The organism is Nocardia carnea (assembly GCF_029868325.1).
GTDB lineage: Bacteria > Actinomycetota > Actinomycetes > Mycobacteriales > Mycobacteriaceae > Nocardia > Nocardia carnea_C.
Genome location: NZ_JARWNW010000270.1, coordinates 1 through 21739, shown reverse-complemented (window position 1 = coordinate 21739; position 21739 = coordinate 1). Strand labels below are relative to the sequence as shown.

Here is a 21739-nt window from a genome sequence, read left to right as displayed (position 1 = left end):
CGTCGTTCCCCGGGGCGGCGAGGTTGCTATTCGCCGTCCTGGGTGGCGCGGCTCGCGGCCTGCTTTGCGGGCGCCTTCTTCGCGGTGGCCTTCTTGGCAGTTGTTTTCTTCGCCGTGGTCTTCTTCGCCGTGGTCGACTTCTTCGCCGCGGTAGTGGTCTTCTTCGCCGCGGCCTTCTTGGCCGGAGCCTTCTTCGCGGTCTTCTTGGCCGCCTTCTTCACCGGTCCCCGCGCGCGCCGGTCGGCCAGCAGTTCCGAGGCGCGCTCGTCGCTGATCGACTCCACCTCGTCGCCCTTGCGCAGGCTGGCGTTGGTTTCCCCGTCGGTGACGTAGGGCCCGAACCGCCCGTCCTTGATCACCATGGGTTTACCGGTGGCCGAATCATTGCCGAGTTCCCGCAGCGGCGCAGCGGCCGCGGCCTGTCTACCTCGGCGTTTGGGTTCGGCATATAACTTGAGGGCCTCGTCCAGGGTCACCGTGAAGATCTGGTCCTCGGTGGCCAGCGAACGCGAATCCGTCCCCTTCTTGAGGTAGGGGCCGTAGCGGCCGTTCTGCGCGGTGATCTCCTCACCGGAGGCCGGATCGGTACCGACCACCCGCGGCAGCGACAGCAGCTTGAGCGCGTCCTCGAGCGTCACCGTTGCCGGGTCCATGGATTTCAGCAGCGAGCCGGTGCGCGGTTTCGGACCGTTGTTCTTCTTCGCCGTCTTCTTCGCCGCCTCGTCCTCCGGCGGTTCCGGCAGGATCTCGGTGACGTAGGGCCCGAAACGACCTTCTTTGGCGACGATTTCGTGCCCGGTCACCGGGTCGACACCGAGTGACCGCCCCTCCTGCGGGGTCGCGAACAGCTTCTCCGCGACGTCGGGAGTCAGTTCGTCGGGCGGCAGATCGTCGGGCAGGTTGGCGCGTTGCGAGGTCGGTTCCGCATCGGGCTTGTCGGGGTCGGTGACCATACGTTCCAGGTACGGCCCGTACCGGCCGACCCGCACCACCACATCGCGGCCCGCGTCATCGGTGAAGAGTTTGATCGAATTGATCTCGCGGGCATCGATATCGTCGAGACGCTCCCCGACCATTTTCTTGAGCCCGCCGGACCGCGCGACCGATCCCTCGGCGCCGTCGTCCCCACCGAAGTAGAAGCTGGACAACCAGTTTCCGCGCTGGGCCCGGCCGGTAGCGATGGCGTCCAGATCGTCTTCCATGGCGGCGGTGAAATCGAAATCGACCAGCCGGCCGAAATGCGACTCCAGCAACCCGGTCACCGAGAACGCCACCCAGGACGGCACCAGTGCGCTACCACGTTTGTAGATATAGCCGCGGTCGAGAATGGTCTTGATGATCGAGGAGTAGGTGGACGGGCGTCCGATGCCCAGCTCCTCGAGCGTTTTGATCAGCGACGCTTCGGTGTATCGGGCAGGCGGGTTGGTGCTGTGCCCGTCGGGGTTCAGTTCGACGGCCGTCACGCCCTCGCCCTCCGCGAGCTGCGGCAGCCGGGTTTCCGCGTCGTCGGATTGACCACCGGCTTCCTCGTCGACACTCTCCACGTAGGCCCGGAGGAACCCGGGGAACGTGATGGTGCGGCCCGAGGCGGAGAACACACACTCTTCACCGGTACCGGCCGTGCCGGTGATCCGCAGGGTGAGGGTGGTGCCCTTGGCGTCGGCCATCTGTGAGGCGACGGTGCGCTGCCAGATCAGCTCGTAGAGCCGGAACTCGTCGTTGTCCAACCGGGAATGCAGCTGGCCGGGTGTGGCGAAGGTATCACCGGCGGGGCGGATCGCCTCGTGTGCTTCCTGCGCGTTCTTGACCTTGCGGGTGTACTGCCGCGCGGTCGGGTGCACGTACTCCGCGCCGTAGAGCTGGGTCGCCTGGGTGCGGGCGGCATTGATCGCCGACTCCGACAGTGTCGTCGAGTCGGTACGCATATAGGTGATGTAGCCGTTCTCGTACAGCCGCTGCGCGGTGCGCATGGTGCGTTCGGAGGTGAACCGCAGTTTGCGGCCGGCCTCCTGCTGCAGGGTGGAGGTCATGAACGGTGCATACGGTTTGCGGGTGTACGGCTTGGATTCGGCCGAGGTCACCACCAGATCGACACCGTGCAGCGCCTCGGACAGCCGTCGAGCGCGGGCCTCGTCCAGCACCAGGGCACGCGAATCGGCCTTGAGCTGCCCGTCGGAACCGAAATCCCGGCCGGTGGCGACCCGGGAACCGTCGACATCGACCAGCCGTGCGGAGAACACCCGCGGATTGGCGGTATCGGATTCCCCGCCGGCGTCCAATCGCGCCGCGATATCCCAGTACTCGGCCGACCGGAACGCCATCCGCTCACGCTCGCGCTGCACGACCACGCGGGTCGCGACGGACTGCACCCGGCCTGCCGACAACCGCGGCATGACCTTCTTCCACAGCACCGGGCTGACCTCGTAGCCGTACAGCCGATCCAGGATGCGCCGGGTTTCCTGCGCGTCGACCAGGTCGTTGTCCAGGTCACGGGTATCGGCGGCGGCCGCCTGGATGGCGGGTTCGGTGATCTCGTGGAACACCATCCGGCGAACCGGGACCTTCGGCTTCAGCGTCTCCAGCAGATGCCAGGCGATCGCCTCGCCCTCACGGTCGGGGTCGGTGGCGAGGTACAGCTCGTCGGCGTCGGCCAGCAGCCCCTTCAGCTCGGTGACCTTGCCCTTCTTATCCGGGCTCACCACATAGATGGGTTCGAAGTCGTTGTTGACGTCCACCCCGAGCCGGGCCCAGTCCTGCCCCTTGTATTTGGCGGGCACATCGGCGGCGCCGCGCGGCAGATCGCGGATATGCCCCACCGAGGCCTCAACCGTATAGTTCCGTCCCAGGTAGGGCGCGATTTTACGAGCCTTTGTCGGGGACTCGACGATCACGAGACGACGCACGGGACGACCCGCCTCGGCTGCGCTACGGTCTCGTGTTGCCACCGGCGAATCCCTTTCCTTCTCGACCCGCTGGACGCTGCTGGGGCGCAGGACGCGGCTGGATGAACAGATGGTGACGACGAACATCACCACCAGACACGTTTATACCTTGACGCTGCGCGTGGTCGAGCGGTTGCGACCATCGGGCGATGGCGCGTCGATGCCGTTCAGTATGCAGGGCGCGGGGCCACCACAGCACGCACGGTAGGTCACGAAGTCGTGCCTTGTCGAGGTGAGCGGTATACGACGACGGTAATCGGCCGTCCGTCCGCGCGTGGCGCAATTCGGACGAGCCGGGCCGGCGATCCCCGAGAAGTGTGACGCGACACCATCCGCCGGAGCTCGGTCGCGGATGCCCGGAAAGTGCGCGGCCGTTACCGGGATATCCGGATGCCGCGCGGCCGGAGCGAAAGCCCGCAGGCGCTGTGCGCGCACGACTCGGGCAGGCGCGTCGGAACGCGCGGGGCTCACGACCGCGGAGGTACACATACTGCACATATAGTTCGTCCCTCGCTCCCGTTACGGGATCGAGGGACGAACTGGGAGGTGTACTCGCTCAGCTGAGCGCACGAACTCCGGTGGCCTGCGGGCCTTTGGTGCCCTGACCAACCTCGAACTCGACCTTCTGATTTTCCTCGAGGGTACGGAACCCCGAACCCTGGATTTCGGAGTAGTGGACGAAGACGTCCGCAGAGCCGTCTTCGGGCGCGATGAAGCCGAAGCCCTTCTCCGCGTTGAACCACTTCACAGTTCCCTGTGCCATTCTGTTCCTTCTCTTTTCTTACTCGGAACGGCGGACAACTGAGTTTCGTCCACCGGGCCCGTTCCGAACCCCTGTACTCTGGACACCCGCGGGGCCTTCGTAAGCGGTTCGCAACATCGATCCTGCCAAGGTTTGGACTTTGCATCCGTTCCCTCGAACACAGAAGCTTGCGACCGAGACCCAGTGAACCATGTCTTTGGGAAATTCAACAGCGGAGTTACCGACAATTTGCAAAAAAATTGATCTCGCGAATGCGGCTATAAGGGATAGCCCGGCGGAATCTGAACCTCCGGTATGTTTGCCTACCGATAACCAGCGAGCGGACCGCGTACCCGGCTGTGACCCAGATCGCTATTGGGTATCGAAACCGCAGGCAGCGAGCGGCGGACGCCGATGTTTCACATCATCCGGACGGGCAGAGGGCGTATCGACATGACTCGCGAGGTCCGATCCGAGGAGAGCTACGGGCGATCGTTGCTGAATCGTGTCCTGCGTGGAGGCGAGGATACCGATTCGCGGCTGACGCATCTCGCGGAGGTCCCCGGCCGCGCGGCCCGGACCGCCGAATGGCCGATCTGGGCGGCGCCCGCGGTGATCGATGCGCTCCGCGAGGAAGGTATCGCGGCGCCGTGGAGTCATCAGGCCGCCACCGCCGAACTCGCCCACGGCGGGCAGCACGTGGTCGTATCCACCGGGACCGCCTCCGGTAAATCGCTCGGCTACCAGCTCCCGGTGCTCACCGCCCTACACGACGACCCGCGCGCCACTGCGCTGTATATCGCGCCGACCAAAGCACTCGGCGCCGACCAGTTGCGAATGGTCGGCGACCTCACCCGCCACGAAGCGCTACGCCGGATCCCGGTGGCCGCCTACGACGGCGATACACCGACGGAGATCCGTCAGTTGGTGCGGGCCGAGGCACGGTGGGTGTTCACCAACCCCGATATGCTGCACCTCGGGCTGCTGCGTTCTCATCAGCGCTGGGCACGGCTGTTGCGCCGGCTGCGCTATGTGGTTGTCGACGAATGCCACGCCTACCGGGGAATCTTCGGCTCCCACGTGGCACTGGTCCTGCGGCGCCTGCGTCGATTGGCCGCCCACTACGGCGCCGACCCGGTGTTCGTGCTCTGCTCCGCAACGGCCGCCGATCCGGCCGCCGCCGCATCGCGGTTGATCGGCTCGGACTGCGCCGCGGTGACCGCGGACGGGTCGCCACGCGGACCACGCACCGTCGCGTTCTGGGAGCCTCCCCTGCTCACCGCGATACAGGGCGAGAACGGCGCCCCCGTACGACTGGGGGCCACCACCGAGGCCGCCCGCATCACCGCCGACCTGGTGCTCGAAGGGGCCCGCACGCTGACCTTCGCGCGCTCTCGGCGGGCCGCGGAGCTGATCGCCCTGCACACCCGGCAGCGACTGACGGAAACCGCCCCTGAACTGGCCGATCGTATCGCCGCCTACCGTGGCGGCTACCTACCCGAAGACCGCCGCGCACTCGAAGCGGGAATCAACGACGGATCGATACTCGCCGCGGCGACCACCAATGCCCTGGAACTCGGCGTGGATATCGCAGGCCTGGACGCAGTGGTGCTCGCCGGTTTTCCCGGCACCGTCGCCTCGTTCCGTCAGCAGATCGGCCGGGCCGGACGGCGGACCCAGGGAGCGCTGGCGGTATTGGTGGCCCGCGACGATCCGCTGGATACCTACCTCGTCCACCACCCTGAAGCCCTGCTGGACCGCCCGGTGGAGGCCACGATCATCGATCCCGCCAACCCCTATGTGCTCGGTCCGCAACTGCTGTGCGCGGCGATGGAACTACCCCTGGACGACGCCGAGGTCCAGCGCCTCGCCGACCATCACATAGTGGCCGAACTCGCAGGTAAGGGGCTGATTCGCCGGCGGCGGTCGAACGGTGGCGGCCACTACTGGTTCTATACCGCTGCCGAACCACCGCACGATGCGGTCGATGTCCGCGGCGGTATCGGCACCCCGGTGGCGATCGTGGTCGGCGAGACCGGGCGGTTCCTCGGCACGGCGGACGCCGCCCGCGCGCCGGCCACGCTGCACCGGGGAGCGGTACACCTGCACCAGGGCGAGACCTATGTGGTCGACGAACTAGACCTGGACGGTGGCGTCGCATTCGTACACGAAGAGACACCGGGCTGGACCACCAGCGCCAGGCAGATCACCTCCCTCACCATCGACTCGATCCGGGAAAGCCGCACGTTCGGGCAGGTCACAGCAGCATTGGCGACGGTTACCGTACACAGCCAGGTCATCGGTTACCTGCGTACCGCCGTCACCGGCGAGGTACTCGATATGGTCGAGCTCGACCTGCCGCCGCAGCAGTTGCCTACGATCGCGGTGCTCTACACGTTGACCCCGGAGCTGCTGGCGCGCGCGGGGATCGCGCCCGCCGATGTCCCCGGCTCATTACACGCCGCCGAACACGCGGCGATCGGGCTGTTGCCGCTGGTCGCGACCTGTGACCGGTGGGATATCGGCGGTGTGTCCACCGACCTGCACCCCGATACCGGTCTCCCCACAGTGTTCGTCTACGACGGACAGGCCGGTGGCGCCGGTTTTGCCGAACGGGGTTACGCCCTGCTGCGGCGGTGGCTGGGCGCCACGCTGGCCGCCGTGGAATCGTGTTCCTGCCGTGCCGGCTGCCCGTCGTGTGTGCAGTCACCCAAATGCGGAAACGGGAACGACCCGCTGGACAAGGCCGGAGCGATCAGCTTGTTGACGGCGATTCTGGCCGAGTCGGCCGAGCCCCGCTGTCCATCCGGCCTTGCTTGACGAGTACACACTGATCAGTACGTTCGCCGCGTACGGTGGCGCTCGGCAACCTGCCCATCTCCTCGTTCGATTTAAGAGGAAGATGATCATGTTAACTGGATTGTTGCCCTGTAACGGATCGGTAGCTGCCGGCAATGCATCCGATTCAATTCAATAACAAACTCCTATTTCCGGTAGCGAGCCATTAATTGCTCTACCTAAGCGAATGCGGTATTCGTCGTTAACAAATTTCCCCGAAAGCCGATCACCCACCTTCTCCGACCGGACCTGCACGTGCAATGGCCCGTATACCCCGCGAACCGAACGGACCCGCCGGTACTTTTTCTTCGACCTCGATCAGTACGTCCCATCCGGCAACCTCGCATCGGACAACTCCTGCCTTCATGCGCCGGCCGAGCGCTTCGGCAGCGGCGCATCCCGCATCGGCTCCTTCCGGTAGTTCCGCAGCGGCAGCCAGCGCCGCGAGATCGGCCGCCGCCTGCGCCCGGTGCCGGGCCGCGATCACCCCGCCCACGTGCGTAACGAGCACGGTGAGCGCGAGCAACGCGGCCAGCGCGAGGCAGGCGGTCACCGTTGCCGACCCGTCGTCCCGGGAAAGACGCGCGGGTACCGTTTTCATACGCCCTCCCCCGGCTCCCGCGCGGCCACCGCCTCGGCACGCAGTTCGAGTGCAGGTAACAGCGGAACATCTGCAGTGACCACCGCGACCACCCGATCGGCCTCGTAGCGCACCGAAATATCGGCTCCGTCCGGGGCGACCTGCCGTGCCGTAGGCTCGGCAGCCGCCCGGTCGCCTCGTGCGGCGAGACGGGCCGCCTCCCGGGCCGCATCGACACAGCGCACCTGGGTGACGGCGGCGAAAACCGCACCCACACACAGTGCGACCGCGGCGGCCAGCGCCCCGAGTGCAATTGCCGCCTCGACAGTCACCGAACCGGCGTCGTCCCGTAGCACCGCCGGTGCACGCGCAGCCGTCGGAGCTCTGGGGCCGGACCGCCGGTAAGTCCCGGTCTGGACGCTAGACACTTGTGTTCAAAGCCTTTTCGATGATCCCGGTCAACGCGTCGGGGATACTTTCGCCGGTCACCACCGTGTACAGGACAGCACCGAACGCCGCCGCAGCGATCGTGCCGATCGCATATTCCACGGTGCTCATTCCCTCCTCCGCGACCGCGGCATGCAGGAGACGGGCGTTGAATTCCCCGCCGGCCGTGCGCAACCGCCGCACCGGCCCCCATTCGCTCACTTTCCACATCTGTATCCCCTTCTCTCGACCGCGTACGGCCGGTCCGTACGCAGGTACATCTCGGTTCCGGCGGCGCGGTCACAGCAGCGCACCGCCCAGCACCCGGCCTGCCAGCCCCACGATCACCGGGACGATGCCCAGGCAGACGAACGCCGGTAGGAAGCACAGGCCCAGCGGACCGCCGATCAGCACGCCGGCGCGCTCGGCCCGCGCGGTCGCCGCTTCCTCGATCTGGGCCCGATGTTCTTCGGCCAGCTCGCCCACCGCCACCGCCAGCGAGGATCCGGAACGAGCCGACCGGCGTGCGAGCCGGGCCAGAGCTGCGAACTCGGGTGCCGCGGCTTCCGGCCCCGCCGCCCCCCAGGCGGTGGCCGGGTCGGCGCCCATGGCGAGCAGGTCGGCGGCATGCTGTAGCGGTGCCGCCAGGCGAGCGGGGCAGGTGGGCACCACGGCACGGACCGCGGCATCGGTCGGCAAACCGGCACGTAGACAGGCCGCCAGCAGATCGAAGAGGGTCGCGGTCGCCACCGGGTCGGCCGGACCGCGCGTACCGGGTAAAGCCGGCCGTCCCTCGACCGGGCGGGCATACAGCCGCGCGATCACCGGCACACGGACCGGGACCAAGAGCAACGCAGCGGCCAGCAGCAGGCAGGGCCATTCCGGACCGGTTGTCATCGGCAGCACCCATGCACGAGCAGCCCGCGGCCGGGATAACGTGCGGGCGCGGATCGACATCGAGATCGCCGGTTCGGGTGGCGGTCACGGCAGGCAGGTGGAGTCATTGGGATACCACCCGGCGTGTTATCTCATCGGCCCAGAGCAATCCGGCGCAGGCCAAGCCGGCGCCGAGTGGCAAGAGATAGGTGCCGATCCCCGAGAAGAGGAGAACGCGTAGCGGATCGGCCCCCATCAGCTGGCCCAAACCGATGCCCAGCACCGGTAGGACCGCCAGGATTGCGGCCGTGGCCCGGGCACCGGCCAAGGCTGCTTCGGTCCGATTGCGGAATTTGGCCCGGGCTGCCAGGTCGGCGCGCGCCGCCGACAGTAGTTCGGCCAGCGCGAGGCCGTGCCGTTCGGCGACCCGCCAAGCATCCGCGACCCGGGCCAGTTCGGTGGCGACGACCGTTCCCGGACACAGCATTCCGTCTGCTCCGGATCCGCCCAGCCGGCTGCGGGCGGCGCCGACCGCGAACGCCTGTGCCGCGATCCCGGAGGTTTCGCGCGCGGCGACGGCGGCGGCAGCGCTGGGGTGCGCGCCTACGTGTAGTTCCGCGATCACGGCCGCCAAGCCGTCGAGCAGGTATCCGCATTCGGTACGGTGTCGCCCGGACCGGCGGGCGCGGCGCACCCGGACAGCAACGGTCGCCCCGACGAGGACTGCGGTGACAAGGGCCCCGCTGCCCAGGCTCAGCGCCACCACGACGCCCAGACCGGCAATGCAGTGGAGACAGCGGTGCACGGGTATTCGACGCCGCGGCTGCGAACGGAAAACCATCAGGTACCGCCGCCGGACAGCTGTTGCCGGGAGAATGAGCAGACCCAGCGCAACACAGCCGAGCGCCGCGATCGCCGGCCCGGCCGGCTCTCCGGGCATCATCCGCCCAGCCGTTCTTCGAGCAACCCCGCCAGCAACTCCGCTCCGGGGCCCGGCCCGCCGGGACGCCAGGCCGGGCAGATCTCGACCCAGCCGTGACCGTCCCGTCGCACCACGCCGATTTCCCGGAGGATGCGCGCACCGTCGGTACGCCGCTGAACGTGCAGTACGACCTGGACCGCGGCGGCCAGCTGACTGTGCAGGGCAGGCCGGTCCATACCGCCCGAACCGGCAAGCGCCTCGAGCCGGGCCGGAACCTCATGGGGCGAATTGGCATGTACGGTTCCGGCACCGCCGTCGTGTCCGGTGTTGAGGGCGGTGAGCAGGTCCACGACCTCGGCGCCGCGCACCTCCCCGACCACGATGCGATCCGGCCGCATCCGCAGCGCCTGGCGCACCAGATCGCGCAACGTGATCTCTCCGGCGCCTTCGATATTCGCCGGGCGGGCCACCAGCCGGACCACGTGAGGATGTGGCGGCGCGAGTTCGGCGGCATCCTCCACGCAGACGATGCGCTCCCCCGCCGCCACCTCGGCGAGCAGCGCCGACAGCAGCGTCGTTTTCCCGGCGCCGGTTCCGCCCACCACCAGGAATGCGAGCCGGGCCCGGATGATCTTGCGCAACAAGGTTTTCGCTTCGGCCGAAACCGTCCCTGCCCGGGACAGGGCGTCCAGGCCCTGGGTGGCCGGACGCAGGACACGCAGCGATAAGCAGGTGCCACCGAGGGCGACCGGAGACAGCACCGCGTGTAGCCGGACACCGAAGTTGTTCCCCAGTACGAGTTCCCGGCCCGAGAGCCGGCCGTCCACCCAGGGTTGCGCGTCGTCGAGCCGACGGCCTGCCGACAGCGCCAGCCGCTGGGCCAGGCGCCGCACCGCGGCCTCATCGGGAAAGGTTATCGAGGTTTTCTCGACCCCGTGCCCACGATCGACCCATACCGCGTCGGGCGCCGTCACCAGGACATCGGCAACCGCCGGATCGTGCAGCAGCGGTTCGAGTACGCCGGCGCCGGTGAGTTCGGTCTGCAGCAGCCGCAAGGCACGTAAGAGATCGGTATCACCCAGCATTCCGCCCGCTTCGGCCCGGATGGCCGCCGCGACCCGCGCCGGTTCGGGCTCGGCGGATTCGCCGGCCAGCCGCCGGCGCACCCGGTCCAGAAGTTCGGCCGTGACCACGGTGTCCTCGGCGCCGGTGGTCATCGCGGTCGCCGTTCGTCCGGTGGGCTCAGTACCGCGAGAACCGCGTCGCAGGCGGTGCGCAGCGGGCCGCGCGGCAACCGCAGGCCACCGCGTTCGAGGCGGGCGCCGAGGCCCGGCTGTGCGCGTACGGCGGCCAGCAGCGGCAGTTCGAGGACCCTGGCGATTTCGTGACCGCGGAGATTACCGGGGGCCGGACCACGGACGACCAGGCCCTGGTTCGGATTCCGGTCGGCGATCCACCGCGCCACGGCCTCGGCCGCTGCCACCGCGCGTAACCGGGCGGGTACGACGAGCACCACGAGATCCGCCGCGTCCAGTATCCGATCGATATGGGGGCCTCGTTCACTGGATATATCGCAGACGACGAGATCGCCTGCCCCGCAGGTTGCTTCGATCACCGCATGGACCGCGGCGGCGCCGATGGGACTCGCCCGTCCCGCGCCGCGGCCGCAGGACAGCACCGACAGGCCCGCGCCGGCGCCGGGTAAGGCGTTGTGTAGTTCGGCGGCGGCCACCCGGCCGTCGTCGATGACCAGATCGGGCCAGCGCAGGCCGGGCGTGCCCTCGATACCGAGCAGCAGATCCAGGCCGCCGCCCTGGGGCACGCCGTCGACGAGCACCGTATGCGGCCGGAACCGGGAAGCGGCCGATCGCAACGCAACCGCCGCGGCCAGGGTGGACGCCCCCGCACCGCCACCGGCACCGGCCAGGGCGATGACAACTCCGCCGTCGGCATGCTGTTCGGCGTATTCGGCGAACTTCTCGATGAGCCCGACCGCCGCGGCGGGCAGCGCGACCACACGTTCGGCGCCGATCACCGCCGCCGCCTGCCAATCGCCCAGTTCGGGTTCGCCGTCGGTGACGGTGACCACCCCGTTGCGCCGCGGTGGCGCGGCGGCGGCGCATTCCACCGCCGCCCGGGTGTCCAAGACGATGAGTGGCGCCACCGACCAGGCGTGCCGGCCCGCCGGTGGGTCGGTTTCCTCGATGCGCCGACCGGCCGCCGCGGCCACCCGGCGGACTTCCTCGCGGAGCCGGTGATCCCGGATGACCACCAGCACAGCGGGTTCGGTGTTTTCCGCAGTGGTCGTGTCGTGGTCCATACGAGCCAGCGTGGCCGACGAATCCCGGCCGGAAGCGGGCGTGGCGGCGATTGTGGACAACTCGCGGGCTGTGGACAACTCTGCGAGTCCGCGACCGACCCTTGAATAGAGGACGGCCCCAGCCGGGGGGGGAGGAGGCTGGGGCCGTCGGGGTTCAGCCCCGGGGGGTCGGGCTGAACGCGCCTGGAACATGTCCAGGTGACAGCCATACTACACCCAATCCCCGACGGGAACGCAAGCCCCGCGACAAAGAAGTTCGCCGGTTCACACCCGCTGTTACATGCCGGGAGAAAGCACAGGTCAGGGCCACCGAATCGCCCCGGCGCCGCCGACACGCCAGGCACCGATGCTTATCCTGAACCCGTGACGGACTCCGCTGATTCGACTCCGCTGACGGGCGATCGCCACGGCACCAACGGCCGTATCGCCGCCTTCTTCGACCTGGACAAGACGGTGATTGCCCGCTCGAGCACCTACGTGTTCAGCAAACCCTTCTTCGCCGAAGGCCTGATCAACAGGCGTGCAGTACTGGAGAGCAGCTATGCCCATTTCATGTTCCTGCTCTCGGGCGCCGACCACGATCAGATGGAGCGGATGCGCGCCAACCTGACGAATATGGTCGCCGGCTGGGATGTCGCCCAGATCCAGTCGATCGTGGCCGAGACATTGCACGACCTGGTGGATCCGCTGATCTACGCGGAGGCAGTCGATCTGATCGCCGATCACCGGATCCGCGGCCACGATGTGGTGATCGTCTCCGCCTCCGGTGAGGAAGTGGTGGCCCCGATCGCCGAGGCACTCGGAGCCACCTATACCGCCGCCACCCGGATGGAGGTCGTCGACGGCAAGTACACCGGCGCCGTCGACTTCTACTGTTACGGCGAGGGCAAGGTCACAGCCATGGAAAAACTTTCCGCCACAGCGGGTTACGACCTGTCCCGGTGTTACGCGTATTCCGATTCGATCACCGATCTGCCGATGCTGTCAGCGGTCGGCCACCCTACTGCCGTGAATCCCGACCGGAACCTCCGGCGGGAGGCAACAGCGCGGGACTGGCCGGTCCTCACGTTCTCCAACCCGGTTTCGCTGTGGTCACGGTTTCGCGCACCGTCGAAAACGACGGCCACCGGTATTGCGGTCGGCCTGAGCGCGCTGGCCGCCGGAGCGCTCACCTATCGACTCCTTCGCCGCCGCTGAAGAGGGGCGCTCACCTGGTCTTATAGCATATCCCTCCGATTCGCGGGACCATTCGGTGAATGTTCGGTGATGTTCTGCGAAGCCTTGATGTGAGTGCGCTCACAGTGTAGAAATGGAGGCACGGAAGGACGGAAGGCCAAGGCGCAGCCGGAAGAGAAGGCTCCGCCTCCCGACCCACCCTTCCCAGCACGGACACCAGGTACCCACGCGGAGCTCGCCGCGACAAGGGCAGGAGTGTTGTGGGCCTGCGAAATCCGGTTCGTTGCCGGCGATGGCCTCGCATAGCTGCGGGGATGAGCTGCTGCGGAGTCCGGAGGAACGCCGAGGCCGGAGAACACAACCCATTTCAGCACGCATGGTAACCGGGTAGTCCGTGCTCGCGGGCGGTGAGGTCCAAGGACCACGCCGCCCGCTTTGATGTGCAGGGAACGCCGCATCCGGGGGCGGCGAACCGGGTGGTTCATCCGCAAGGTACTCAGCCGGCTGCCGCCTCCGCGATCGACATCGCTTCCCGCGCGCCGTCTTCGAGCGCCCCGCAGCAGAAGACCACCCAGCCGCCGACACCCGCGGCGGTACCGGCGCCGAAACCCGCCGCCGCGTCCAGATAGGCCTGCCGGCGCCGCAACAGGAAAACCTCCGGTACACCGAGCGCGTGCGGATCCAGCCCGCTGGACACGGTCACCAGTCGCGACGCCGCCCGCGCGACCAGTGCGTCCGCGGTGCCGAACGGTTTCAGCGTCATCAGCTCGCCGTGCACCACGGCCGCCGTCACCGGGGCGGGCGCCGAAGTGGACAGCAGAGTCTGGGCCAGAACGTCCAAGCGTTCCGCGACACCTTCATGAGCACGTGGCCGGCCCAGTTCGCCTTCGTCGTCGACCAGGTCCGCGGCGGCCAGCAGGTGCAGCCGGGCCAGCGCCTGCAGCGGCGCGCGCTCCCAGACCCCGACCAGGTTCCGCAGCGCATCGCCTTCCAACGCCTGCCCCACGCGCAGCGCGCCGGCCAGGATCGGATCGGCGACCGCACCGTCGGCAGGGAGTTCGGTACTGCCGCCGTCGAGTGCCGCCGAGGATCGCGCGGCACGCACCGCGGCCTCGGCCGCCGTGGTCGGCCAGCCCCGGCGATTGGTTTTGTGCCGGTGCACCTCGGCCAAGGCGTCGCGGGCCTTGTCGGCGGCAGCCCGGACGCCGGGCAGTTCGGTGAGGGGCGCGAGCGGATCGGTCACGGGGTAGCAGGCTACGCGGCGCGGCGGCCGGGCCGGCGCGAGACCCGCACGGATCACCGCACAGGAAGGTCGCGACCCGGGATCGCCGCGAGCAGGCTGCGGGTGTACTCCTCGGCGGGCGTTTCGAAGATCTGCTCGGTCGGCGCTGCCTCGACGATGCGGCCGTCGTGCATCACCAGGACTTCGTCCGCGATCTGGCGGACCACGGCCAGATCATGGGTGATGAAGAGATAGGTGAGTCCCAGCTCGCGCTGCAGGCGATCGAGCAGGTCCAGGATATTGGCCTGGACGAGCACATCGAGCGCCGACACCGCCTCGTCGCAGACAAGCAGATCCGGTTCGAGGGCCAGTGCCCGGGCGATGGCCACCCGTTGACGCTGCCCGCCGGACAGTTCGTTCGGGTAGCGGGACGCGATACCGGCCGGCAGCGCGACCTGGTCCAGCAGTTCGCGTACCCGGGCGTCGCGTTCGGCACGGGTACCGAGGTTATGGGTCCACAGTGGTTCGGCGATGCACCGGTGGATCGAGTACATCGGGTCGAGCGAGGCGTAGGGGTTCTGGAAGATCGGCTGTACCCGGCGGCGGAACCGGGTCTGTTCGCGACCCGACAGTTGCGCGATATCGGTGCCGTCGAAGATCACCGAACCCGAGCTGGGTTCGAGCAGTCCGAGGACGAGCTGGGCGACCGTGGATTTTCCGGAACCCGATTCGCCGACCAGCGCGGTGGTGGTGCCGCGGTCCAGGCGGAACGAGACGTTCTCCGCGGCCGTGCTTTCCCGGGAGCGCCACGGCGCCGAACCGCGCACCCGGTAGCGCTTGGTGAGCCGGTCGGCGACCAGGATCGGTTCCTTGCCGCCTGCCCGGTCCGGCTCGGCATCGCGGATACGGCCCGTCCGCCGCCCGGCAGCCAGTGACGGTGCCGAATCGACCAGTTTCCGGGTGTAGGCATGCCGCGGATCCCGGAGCAGTTCGAGCGCGGGGCCCGATTCGACGACGCGGCCCCGATACAGCACGATCAGGTGTTCCGCGCGTTCGGCGGCCAAGCCCAGATCGTGGGTGATGAGCAGGATGGCCGTACCGAATTCGCCGGTGAGGCTGTCGATATGGTCGAGAATCCGGCGCTGCACGGTGACGTCCAGCGCCGAGGTGGGTTCGTCGGCGATCAACAGCGCCGGTCGCGCGGACAAGGCCATGGCGATGAGCGCGCGCTGCCGCAGCCCGCCGGACAGTTCGTGTGGGTACTGGCCGGCCCGGTGCTCCGGGTCGGGTATTCCGGCGGCGCGCAACAGTTCCACTGTCCGCTCCCGGGCGGCCCGGCCGCGGCCTATACCGTTGGCGGCCAGGGTCTCCCGGATCTGAAAGCCGATCGTGTAGACCGGGTCGAGATTCGACATCGGGTCCTGCGGTACGAAACCGATCTCGGTGCCGCGTACGGCCACCAGCCGGGATTCCGGCGCGCCGGCCAGCTCCCTACCGGCGAAGCGGATACTGCCGCCGGCGATACGCCCGCCGGGCGGCAGCAGACCGAGGACGGCGTGCGCGGTGGTCGATTTACCGGATCCGCTTTCCCCGACGATCGCCACGGTTTCCCCGGGGTAGACGCTGAGATCGATGCCGCGTACCGCCTCGACGCGGTCGTCGCCGGTCCCGAAGGAGATGCGCAGATCCCGGACCTCCAGCAATGGGCGGTCGTCGGTGGTACCGGTCATGATCGCTTCCTGTCTCGGGTCCGCGCACGCGAGGCGTCGTACCGGCTTCCGGCCGGCCGAATTCGCCGGGTTCCGCCGTTCACCGGGCCCGCCGGGTTTTCGGATCGATGGCATCGCCCAGCGCATCGCCGAGCATGATGAAGCTGAGGACCGTCAGCGCCAGCGCGGTGGCCGGGTAGAACAGGATCAACGACCCTCCGCGCAACTGCTGCCGGCCGGTCGCGATATCGGCTCCCCAGGAAACCTCGGTGGGCGGCAGGCCGACACCCAGGAACGACAGTGTCGCCTCGGTGACGATGAAAACACCCAGCCAGATCGCGGTCACCACGATGATCGGTCCCACCGAGTTCGGCAGGACATGGCGGACGAGGATACCGAGGCGGGAGACGCCCAGAGCCCGTGCAGCCAACACGTATTCACTGTTCTTCGCCGCAATCACCGAACCGCGGGCGATACGCGCCGCCTGCGGCCAGGTGAAGGCGGCCAGGGTGACGATCACCAGCCCGAGGGTGCGTTCGGTGGACAGCTGCATGAGAACGATGGCGGCGAGCATGAGCGGGATGGCATAGACGATTTCCGAGATCCTGGAGATGATCGAATCGAGCAGTCCGCCGTAATAGCCGGCCAACGCCCCCAGGCCGGCCCCGATCAGGACGAACAACGTCGCGGCCCCCACGCCGGTGAGGATGGAGGCCCGCGCCCCGTAGATGGTGCGCGCGTAGATATCGCAGCCCTGTAGGTCGAATCCGAACCAATGCGCCGAACTCGGCGGCAGCAGACTGTTGTCCACCAGGCAGTAGCGCGGATCCTGGCCGGTGAACAGTGCGGGGAATGCGGCCACCACGACCACGAGCAGAATGAGCGCCGCCGCGATCCAGAACAGCGGGTTGCGGCGTAGATTCCGCCAGGCCTGGCCCCAGAATCCGCGCGGTGCGCCCGCGACCCGGACCCGATCGGTGGCCTCCACGGTCACCGCGTCCGGTTCGGCGACCCAGCGTTGCCGGCCGGGCCGGCGGGGCAACTCATCCGACATTGCCGCACTCCTGTTCAGGCATAACGGATCCGGGGGTCGAGTACCGCGTACAGCAGGTCCACCACGAGGTTGGCCAGCAGGAACACCACGATCAGCACCGTGACGAACGAGACCACGGTCGGCGCTTCACCCCGCACCACCGCCTGGTAGAGGGTGCCGCCGACGCCGGGAATGTTGAAAATGCCCTCGGTGACGATCGCGCCGCCCATGAGTGCGCCGAGGTCGGCCCCCAGGAAGGTGACCACCGGGATGAGGGAGTTCCGGAGGATGTGGACGGGGACCACGCGGCGCCGGGGCAAGCCTTTGGCCGTCGCCGTGCGCACATAGTCGGCGTCCCGAGTGTCCGCGACCGAATTGCGGGTCAGCCGCAGGACGTAGGCGAACGACAGCGATCCGAGTACCAGTGCGGGCACCACCAGGCGGCCCCAGCTCGCGTCCGCGCCGACCGTGACCGGTGCGATCCCCCATTTCACACCCAGCAGGAACTGCGCGAGGAAGCCGAGGACGAAAACCGGTATCGCGATAACCAGCAGGCTCACCACCAGCATGGCCGAATCGAACGGCTTGCCCTTACGTAAACCGGCCAGGACACCGAACAGCACCCCGAGCACCGCCTCGAATACCAGCGCCAGGAACGCGAGCCGGAAGGTGATCGGAAATGCCCGCGCCAGTTCGTCTTTCACCGAGCGCCCGGAAAACGAGGTGCCGAGGTCGAAGGTGAAGATGCCTTTGAGGTAGTAGAAATACTGCACGAAGAAGGAGCGGTCCAGGTGGTACCGCGCGCGCAGTTGCTCCTCCAGGGCGGGGGTGAGGGTGCGGTCACCGGCCAGCGCCGCCACCGAACCCCCGGAGATCTTGTAGATCAGAAAGTAGACGAGCAGGGTGGCGCCGAAGAACACCGGAACCATCTGCAGCAGACGCCGCACTACGTACCAGGCCATACGCGCTCCTCACGCCTGTGGGGTCCGGGCGTCATATCAACTCGAGGTTCTCGAAATCCGCCATCCCGTTCCAGCCGAAGGTGACACCGTGGACCCGGTCGGAGTACCCGGAGGAGGTCACATAGTCGAAGATCGGAATGGCGGGCAGGTCGTGCAGGAGAACCGTCTGGGCCCGGGCGACGAGCGCCCACGATTCCGGCTCGGTCGGTGTGGCTTCGGCAGCCGCGATGAGGGCATCGAATTCGGGGTTGTGGTAGTCGAAATCGTTGGTTTCGGAATGGCTCAGGAACGACGGTTCGAGGAACTGGAGCATGGTCGGATAGTCGCCCTGCCAGCCGGAACGGAAGGCCTTACCGACGGTCCGCGAGGTGATCTGGTCGCGTAACTGTTTGAACGTCGGATAGGCGGCCCCGACCGCCTCGATACCGAGAGTGTTCTTGATACTGTTCGCGACCGCGTCGACCCAGGGCTGATGATCGCCGTCGGCGTTGTACGCGATCTCGAAACGCCCGCTCCACGGAGAGATCTCGTTCGCCCGCGCCCAGAGACGGCGTGCCTCGTCGGGATCGAATTCGAGAACCTCCGACCCCGGCAGGTCAGCGTCGAAACCGGGCAGCACGCTGGAGGTGTAATCCCGGGCCGCTGCGCGGGTACCGCGGAAAATCTTGTCGCCGATGGCGCGGCGGTCGATCGCCCGCGATATCGCATGCCGGCGCAGCCGCCCCTCTTCACCGCCGAAATGTGGAAGACCCGGCTGGGTGCCGATCCACAGGTTCTTCGCGGTCGCCGCAGCGACTGCGCGGTCCCCCAGGTCGGCGTGGACAACGGTCAGCGCGCTGGTGGGAACCGTATCGAGCACATCCAGGTTGCCGGCCAGCAGATCGGCGTAGGCGGCATCGAGGTCGGAATAGAAGACGAAGGTCAGACCCTTGTTCCGGGCGGGTCGCCCACCCCGGTACGACTCGTTCGGCACCAGATCGAGTTTCACATCGTGCTGCCACGCATCCGGACCTGCGAAACGGTAGGGGCCGTTGCCGATCGGGTGCTGCCCGAATGCCTCCATATCCGCGAACGCCGCCTCGGGCAGCGGGTAGTACGGGGCATAGGCCAGGCGGGTACGGAAATCGATGGTGGGTACCTTCAGGTCCACCGTGAAGGTGAGATCGTCGAGTACCCGCAGACCCGACATGGTCTGTGCCCGCGGCGGATCCGCCTGCACATCATCGAAACCGACGATCGGCTCGTAGGTGTAGCTCTGCAGTTGACCGTTGGTGACCAGGGCGCCGTAGTTCCAGGCGTCCACGAAGGAATGCGCGGTCACCGGTGAGCCGTCGCTGAAAATCCAACCGGGTTGCAGGCGGATCCGGTAGTGCTGCTGATCGGTGGTCTCGATGGATTCGGCGACCTCGTCGTGCAGGCTGCCGTCGGCGGCGATCCGGCGCAGGCCCGCGAACAATCGGTCGACGATCCGCCCGCCGCCGTTCTCGTTCGTATTCGACGGCACCAGCGGATTCTGCGGTTCCGAGCCGTTGACGGCGATGGAATCCCCCAGCGCCGGCGTCACCGTGCAGGCGGGCAGCACCGCCGCAGCGGCCAGCGCCAGCACCAGCACGATCGCCCGCCACGACCACGACGCTCCCCGCACCAAACTCCCCGCTCGTTCGCTCCGCCCGGTGTCCACCCTGCCGCGAGACCAAGGCCGCTGCACCCTTCGCGACCGACGCCACGGCGTGTCCGGCTCGCGCGCCGAAATGCGGGGCCCATACCTCGCAGAGTTGTCCGAGGATACCGGCACACGCTCCGTCACGCGCGGCTTCGCGCAGTTCCCGCCGGGTCGCGGGCGACCGTTCATCCGCTCCCGGCAGCCGTTCATCCCATGTCGGCGGCCTTTCGTCCGGGGATACGCACGGCCGGACCCGGGAGAGTTTAGGGTCACAGATAGCCCTCATGGTGCAGGTAACGCGAAGGAAGTGACTCAGATGACCGAAACGCCGGACGCCTACCCGCCGAGCGCGGAGTTCGCTGCCGCGGCGAATGTGGACGCGGGTATCTACGAGCGTGCCGCGCAGGATCGCGAAGGGTTCTGGGCAGAGCAGGCCGACCACCTCCACTGGCACCAGCGCTGGAACCAGGTGCTCGACTGGAGCGAGGCACCGGTGGCGAAATGGTTCGTCGGCGGGCGCCTGAACGTCGCCTACAACTGCGTGGACCGCCACGTCCTCGAAGGACGCGGCGACAAGGTCGCGCTGCACTGGGAGGGCGAGCCCGGCGATTCGCGGACGATCACCTACGCGGATCTGCTCGCCGAGGTCGGCCGGGCGGCCAACTATCTGACCTCGCTCGGGCTCACGGCCGGCGACCGGGTGGCCATCTACATGCCGATGATCCCGGAGACCATCGTGGCGATGCTGGCCTGCGCACGGCTGGGCCTGACACATTCGCTGGTTTTCGCCGGGTTCTCCCCGACCGCACTCCGCCAGCGCATCGACGATGCCGAGGCGCGCCTGGTCATCACCACCGACGGCCAATGGCGCCGGGGTAATCCCGCGCCGCTGAAGGAGGCGGTCGACGAGGCACTGTTCGCGCACGGTGACGTTCCGTCCAGCGTGGAGCATGTACTGGTGGTGCGCCGGGTCGGGATCGAGGTGGCCTGGACCGAGGGTCGCGACCTGTGGTGGCACGAAACGGTCGCCCAGGCCGAGCCCGCGCACGAGGCCGAGTCCTTCGACTCCGAACATCCGCTGTTCATCCTCTACACCTCGGGCACCACGGGTAAACCCAAGGGCATCCTGCACACCAGCGGTGGGTACCTGACTCAGACCAGCTACACCCACCGCGTCGTGTTCGACCACAAACCGGAGACCGATATCTACTGGTGCACCGCCGATGTCGGCTGGGTGACCGGACACAGCTATATCGTCTACGGCCCGCTCGCCAACGGCGCCACCCAGGTGCTGTACGAGGGCACCCCGAACTTCCCGGACGAGCACCGGCACTGGCAGATCATCGAGAAGTACGGGGTGACGATCTACTACACCGCGCCCACCCTGGTCCGCACCTTCATGAAGTGGGGCCGCCAGATCCCGGACGCCCACGATCTGTCCTCGATCCGCGTGCTGGGCTCGGTCGGCGAACCGATCAACCCGGAGGCCTGGCGCTGGTACCGCGATGTGATCGGCGGCGGCACCGCGCCGATCGTCGATACCTGGTGGCAGACCGAGACCGGCGCCATCATGATCTCCCCGCTGCCCGGTATCACCGCCACCAAACCGGGCGCCGCCATGACCCCGCTCCCCGGTATCTCGGCCACCGTGGTGGACGAGGAAGGCAACACAGTGCGCCGTGGCGAAACCGAAGCCAACGGCTATCTGGTCCTGGATCAGCCGTGGCCGGCCATGCTGCGCGGAATCTGGGGCGATATGGAACGCTACCGGGCCACCTACTGGGAGCGTTTCGCCGAACAGGGCTGGTACTTCGCCGGTGACGGCGCGAAACTCGATGTCAACGGCGACCTCTGGGTGCTCGGCCGGGTCGACGACGTGATGAACGTATCCGGGCATCGCATCTCCACCGCCGAGGTCGAATCCGCCCTCGTCGGCCATTCCGGGGTCGCCGAGGCGGCGGTGGTCGGCGCCACCGACGAAACCACCGGCCAGGGCATCGTCGCCTTCGTGATCCTGTCCGCCGACGCCACCGATACCGGCGCGGCCATGGTCGACGAACTCAAGGCCGAGGTGGCGCGCGAGATCAGCCCGATCGCCCGCCCGCGGGAGATCCACGTGGTGCCGGAACTGCCCAAGACCCGCAGCGGCAAGATCATGCGCCGGCTGCTGCGCGACGTGGCCGAGGGTCGCGAACTGGGCGATACCTCCACCCTGGTGGACCCGCAGGTGTTCGAGAACATCCGCGCGGGGCGTTCCGAGTAGGCCGGATACGGACGGGGGGGGGGGGCCCCCCCGCCCCCCCCCCGCGGGGGCGGGGGGAGTAAGGG

17 protein-coding genes are annotated in these 21739 nt (G+C 67.9%); 3 read left to right on the top strand and 14 right to left on the bottom strand.

What is annotated here, in order from left to right; translation table 11 throughout:
- Positions 1-26 precede the first annotated feature (26 nt).
- Both topA and QH196_RS26365 read right to left on the bottom strand, forming a co-directional pair.
- Entirely contained in the window at positions 27-2945 is a 2919-nt protein-coding gene (gene topA, locus QH196_RS26370; protein WP_432279561.1) for a type I DNA topoisomerase, read from the bottom strand.
- Between the two features lie 553 nt (positions 2946-3498).
- Positions 3499-3705, bottom strand: a complete 207-nt coding sequence (locus tag QH196_RS26365; RefSeq protein ID WP_011206895.1) for a cold-shock protein — start codon at positions 3703-3705, stop codon at positions 3499-3501.
- A 432-nt stretch (positions 3706-4137) separates the two neighbouring features.
- On the opposite strand from QH196_RS26365, the gene QH196_RS26360 reads away from it, so the two are divergent.
- A complete protein-coding gene (locus QH196_RS26360) occupies positions 4138-6504 on the top strand; it encodes a DEAD/DEAH box helicase (RefSeq protein WP_280418535.1) in 2367 nt (788 codons plus the stop codon).
- A 244-nt stretch (positions 6505-6748) separates the two neighbouring features.
- On the opposite strand, the gene QH196_RS26355 is transcribed toward QH196_RS26360, so the two are convergent.
- The 7 genes from QH196_RS26355 to ssd form a co-directional block, all read right to left on the bottom strand.
- Entirely contained in the window at positions 6749-7123 is a 375-nt protein-coding gene (locus QH196_RS26355; protein ID WP_280418534.1) for an Rv3654c family TadE-like protein, read from the bottom strand.
- On the bottom strand, positions 7120-7434 hold the full coding sequence (locus QH196_RS26350) for a TadE family type IV pilus minor pilin (RefSeq protein WP_280418533.1): 315 nt from the start codon (positions 7432-7434) through the stop codon (positions 7120-7122). The genes QH196_RS26355 and QH196_RS26350 overlap by 4 nt, the downstream gene beginning before the upstream one ends.
- An 88-nt stretch (positions 7435-7522) precedes the next feature.
- A complete protein-coding gene (locus QH196_RS26345; RefSeq protein ID WP_280418546.1) occupies positions 7523-7723 on the bottom strand; it encodes a DUF4244 domain-containing protein in 201 nt (66 codons plus the stop codon).
- Between the two features lie 105 nt (positions 7724-7828).
- A complete protein-coding gene (locus QH196_RS26340) occupies positions 7829-8425 on the bottom strand; it encodes a type II secretion system F family protein (protein ID WP_280418532.1) in 597 nt (198 codons plus the stop codon).
- 103 nt (positions 8426-8528) lie between these two features.
- Entirely contained in the window at positions 8529-9347 is an 819-nt protein-coding gene (locus QH196_RS26335; protein ID WP_280418531.1) for a hypothetical protein, read from the bottom strand.
- Positions 9344-10543, bottom strand: a complete 1200-nt coding sequence (locus tag QH196_RS26330) for a TadA family conjugal transfer-associated ATPase (protein WP_280418530.1) — start codon at positions 10541-10543, stop codon at positions 9344-9346. Before QH196_RS26330 ends, QH196_RS26335 begins: the two co-directional genes overlap by 4 nt.
- On the bottom strand, positions 10540-11646 hold the full coding sequence (ssd, locus tag QH196_RS26325; protein WP_280418529.1) for a septum site-determining protein Ssd: 1107 nt from the start codon (positions 11644-11646) through the stop codon (positions 10540-10542). The genes QH196_RS26330 and ssd overlap by 4 nt, the downstream gene beginning before the upstream one ends.
- A gap of 363 nt (positions 11647-12009) precedes the next feature.
- Here ssd and QH196_RS26320 point away from each other — a divergent pair, with 363 nt between their 5' ends.
- A complete protein-coding gene (locus QH196_RS26320) occupies positions 12010-12843 on the top strand; it encodes an HAD family hydrolase (RefSeq protein WP_432279560.1) in 834 nt (277 codons plus the stop codon).
- A 475-nt stretch (positions 12844-13318) separates the two neighbouring features.
- On the opposite strand, the gene QH196_RS26315 is transcribed toward QH196_RS26320, so the two are convergent.
- The 5 genes from QH196_RS26315 to QH196_RS26295 form a co-directional block, all read right to left on the bottom strand.
- Positions 13319-14065 (bottom strand): oxidoreductase, encoded by a 747-nt coding sequence (locus QH196_RS26315; RefSeq protein WP_280418528.1) that lies wholly within the window; start codon positions 14063-14065, stop codon positions 13319-13321.
- A gap of 53 nt (positions 14066-14118) precedes the next feature.
- A complete protein-coding gene (locus tag QH196_RS26310) occupies positions 14119-15774 on the bottom strand; it encodes an ABC transporter ATP-binding protein (protein WP_280418527.1) in 1656 nt (551 codons plus the stop codon).
- A gap of 79 nt (positions 15775-15853) precedes the next feature.
- Positions 15854-16807 carry an ABC transporter permease gene (locus QH196_RS26305; RefSeq protein WP_280418526.1) on the bottom strand — a complete coding sequence of 318 codons (954 nt, stop codon included), beginning with the start codon at positions 16805-16807 and terminating at the stop codon, positions 15854-15856.
- Between the two features lie 14 nt (positions 16808-16821).
- Positions 16822-17748 carry an ABC transporter permease gene (locus QH196_RS26300; RefSeq protein WP_280418525.1) on the bottom strand — a complete coding sequence of 309 codons (927 nt, stop codon included), beginning with the start codon at positions 17746-17748 and terminating at the stop codon, positions 16822-16824.
- 31 nt (positions 17749-17779) lie between these two features.
- Positions 17780-19393, bottom strand: coding sequence for a peptide ABC transporter substrate-binding protein (locus QH196_RS26295; RefSeq protein WP_432279559.1), 1614 nt, complete (start codon positions 19391-19393; stop codon positions 17780-17782).
- Positions 19394-19727: 334 nt separating this feature from the next.
- Here QH196_RS26295 and acs point away from each other — a divergent pair, with 334 nt between their 5' ends.
- Positions 19728-21674: an acetate--CoA ligase gene (acs, locus tag QH196_RS26290; protein ID WP_280418524.1), complete on the top strand. Its 1947-nt coding sequence runs from the start codon at positions 19728-19730 to the stop codon at positions 21672-21674.
- Positions 21675-21739 lie beyond the last annotated feature (65 nt).

Excerpts from the sequence above, each read along its gene's own strand:
- QH196_RS26365 (WP_011206895.1), bottom strand. The coding sequence starts at position 3,705 with ATGGCACAGGGAACTGTGAAGTGGTTCAACGCGGAGAAGGGCTTCGGC.
- QH196_RS26360 (WP_280418535.1), top strand. The coding sequence starts at position 4,138 with ATGACTCGCGAGGTCCGATCCGAGGAGAGCTACGGGCGATCGTTGCTG.
- QH196_RS26355 (WP_280418534.1), bottom strand. The coding sequence starts at position 7,123 with ATGAAAACGGTACCCGCGCGTCTTTCCCGGGACGACGGGTCGGCAACG.
- QH196_RS26340 (WP_280418532.1), bottom strand. The coding sequence starts at position 8,425 with ATGACAACCGGTCCGGAATGGCCCTGCCTGCTGCTGGCCGCTGCGTTG.
- QH196_RS26335 (WP_280418531.1), bottom strand. The coding sequence starts at position 9,347 with ATGATGCCCGGAGAGCCGGCCGGGCCGGCGATCGCGGCGCTCGGCTGT.
- QH196_RS26330 (WP_280418530.1), bottom strand. The coding sequence starts at position 10,543 with ATGACCACCGGCGCCGAGGACACCGTGGTCACGGCCGAACTTCTGGAC.
- ssd (WP_280418529.1), bottom strand. The coding sequence starts at position 11,646 with ATGGACCACGACACGACCACTGCGGAAAACACCGAACCCGCTGTGCTG.
- QH196_RS26310 (WP_280418527.1), bottom strand. The coding sequence starts at position 15,774 with ATGACCGGTACCACCGACGACCGCCCATTGCTGGAGGTCCGGGATCTG.
- QH196_RS26305 (WP_280418526.1), bottom strand. The coding sequence starts at position 16,807 with ATGTCGGATGAGTTGCCCCGCCGGCCCGGCCGGCAACGCTGGGTCGCC.
- QH196_RS26300 (WP_280418525.1), bottom strand. The coding sequence starts at position 17,748 with ATGGCCTGGTACGTAGTGCGGCGTCTGCTGCAGATGGTTCCGGTGTTC.
- acs (WP_280418524.1), top strand. The coding sequence starts at position 19,728 with ATGACCGAAACGCCGGACGCCTACCCGCCGAGCGCGGAGTTCGCTGCC.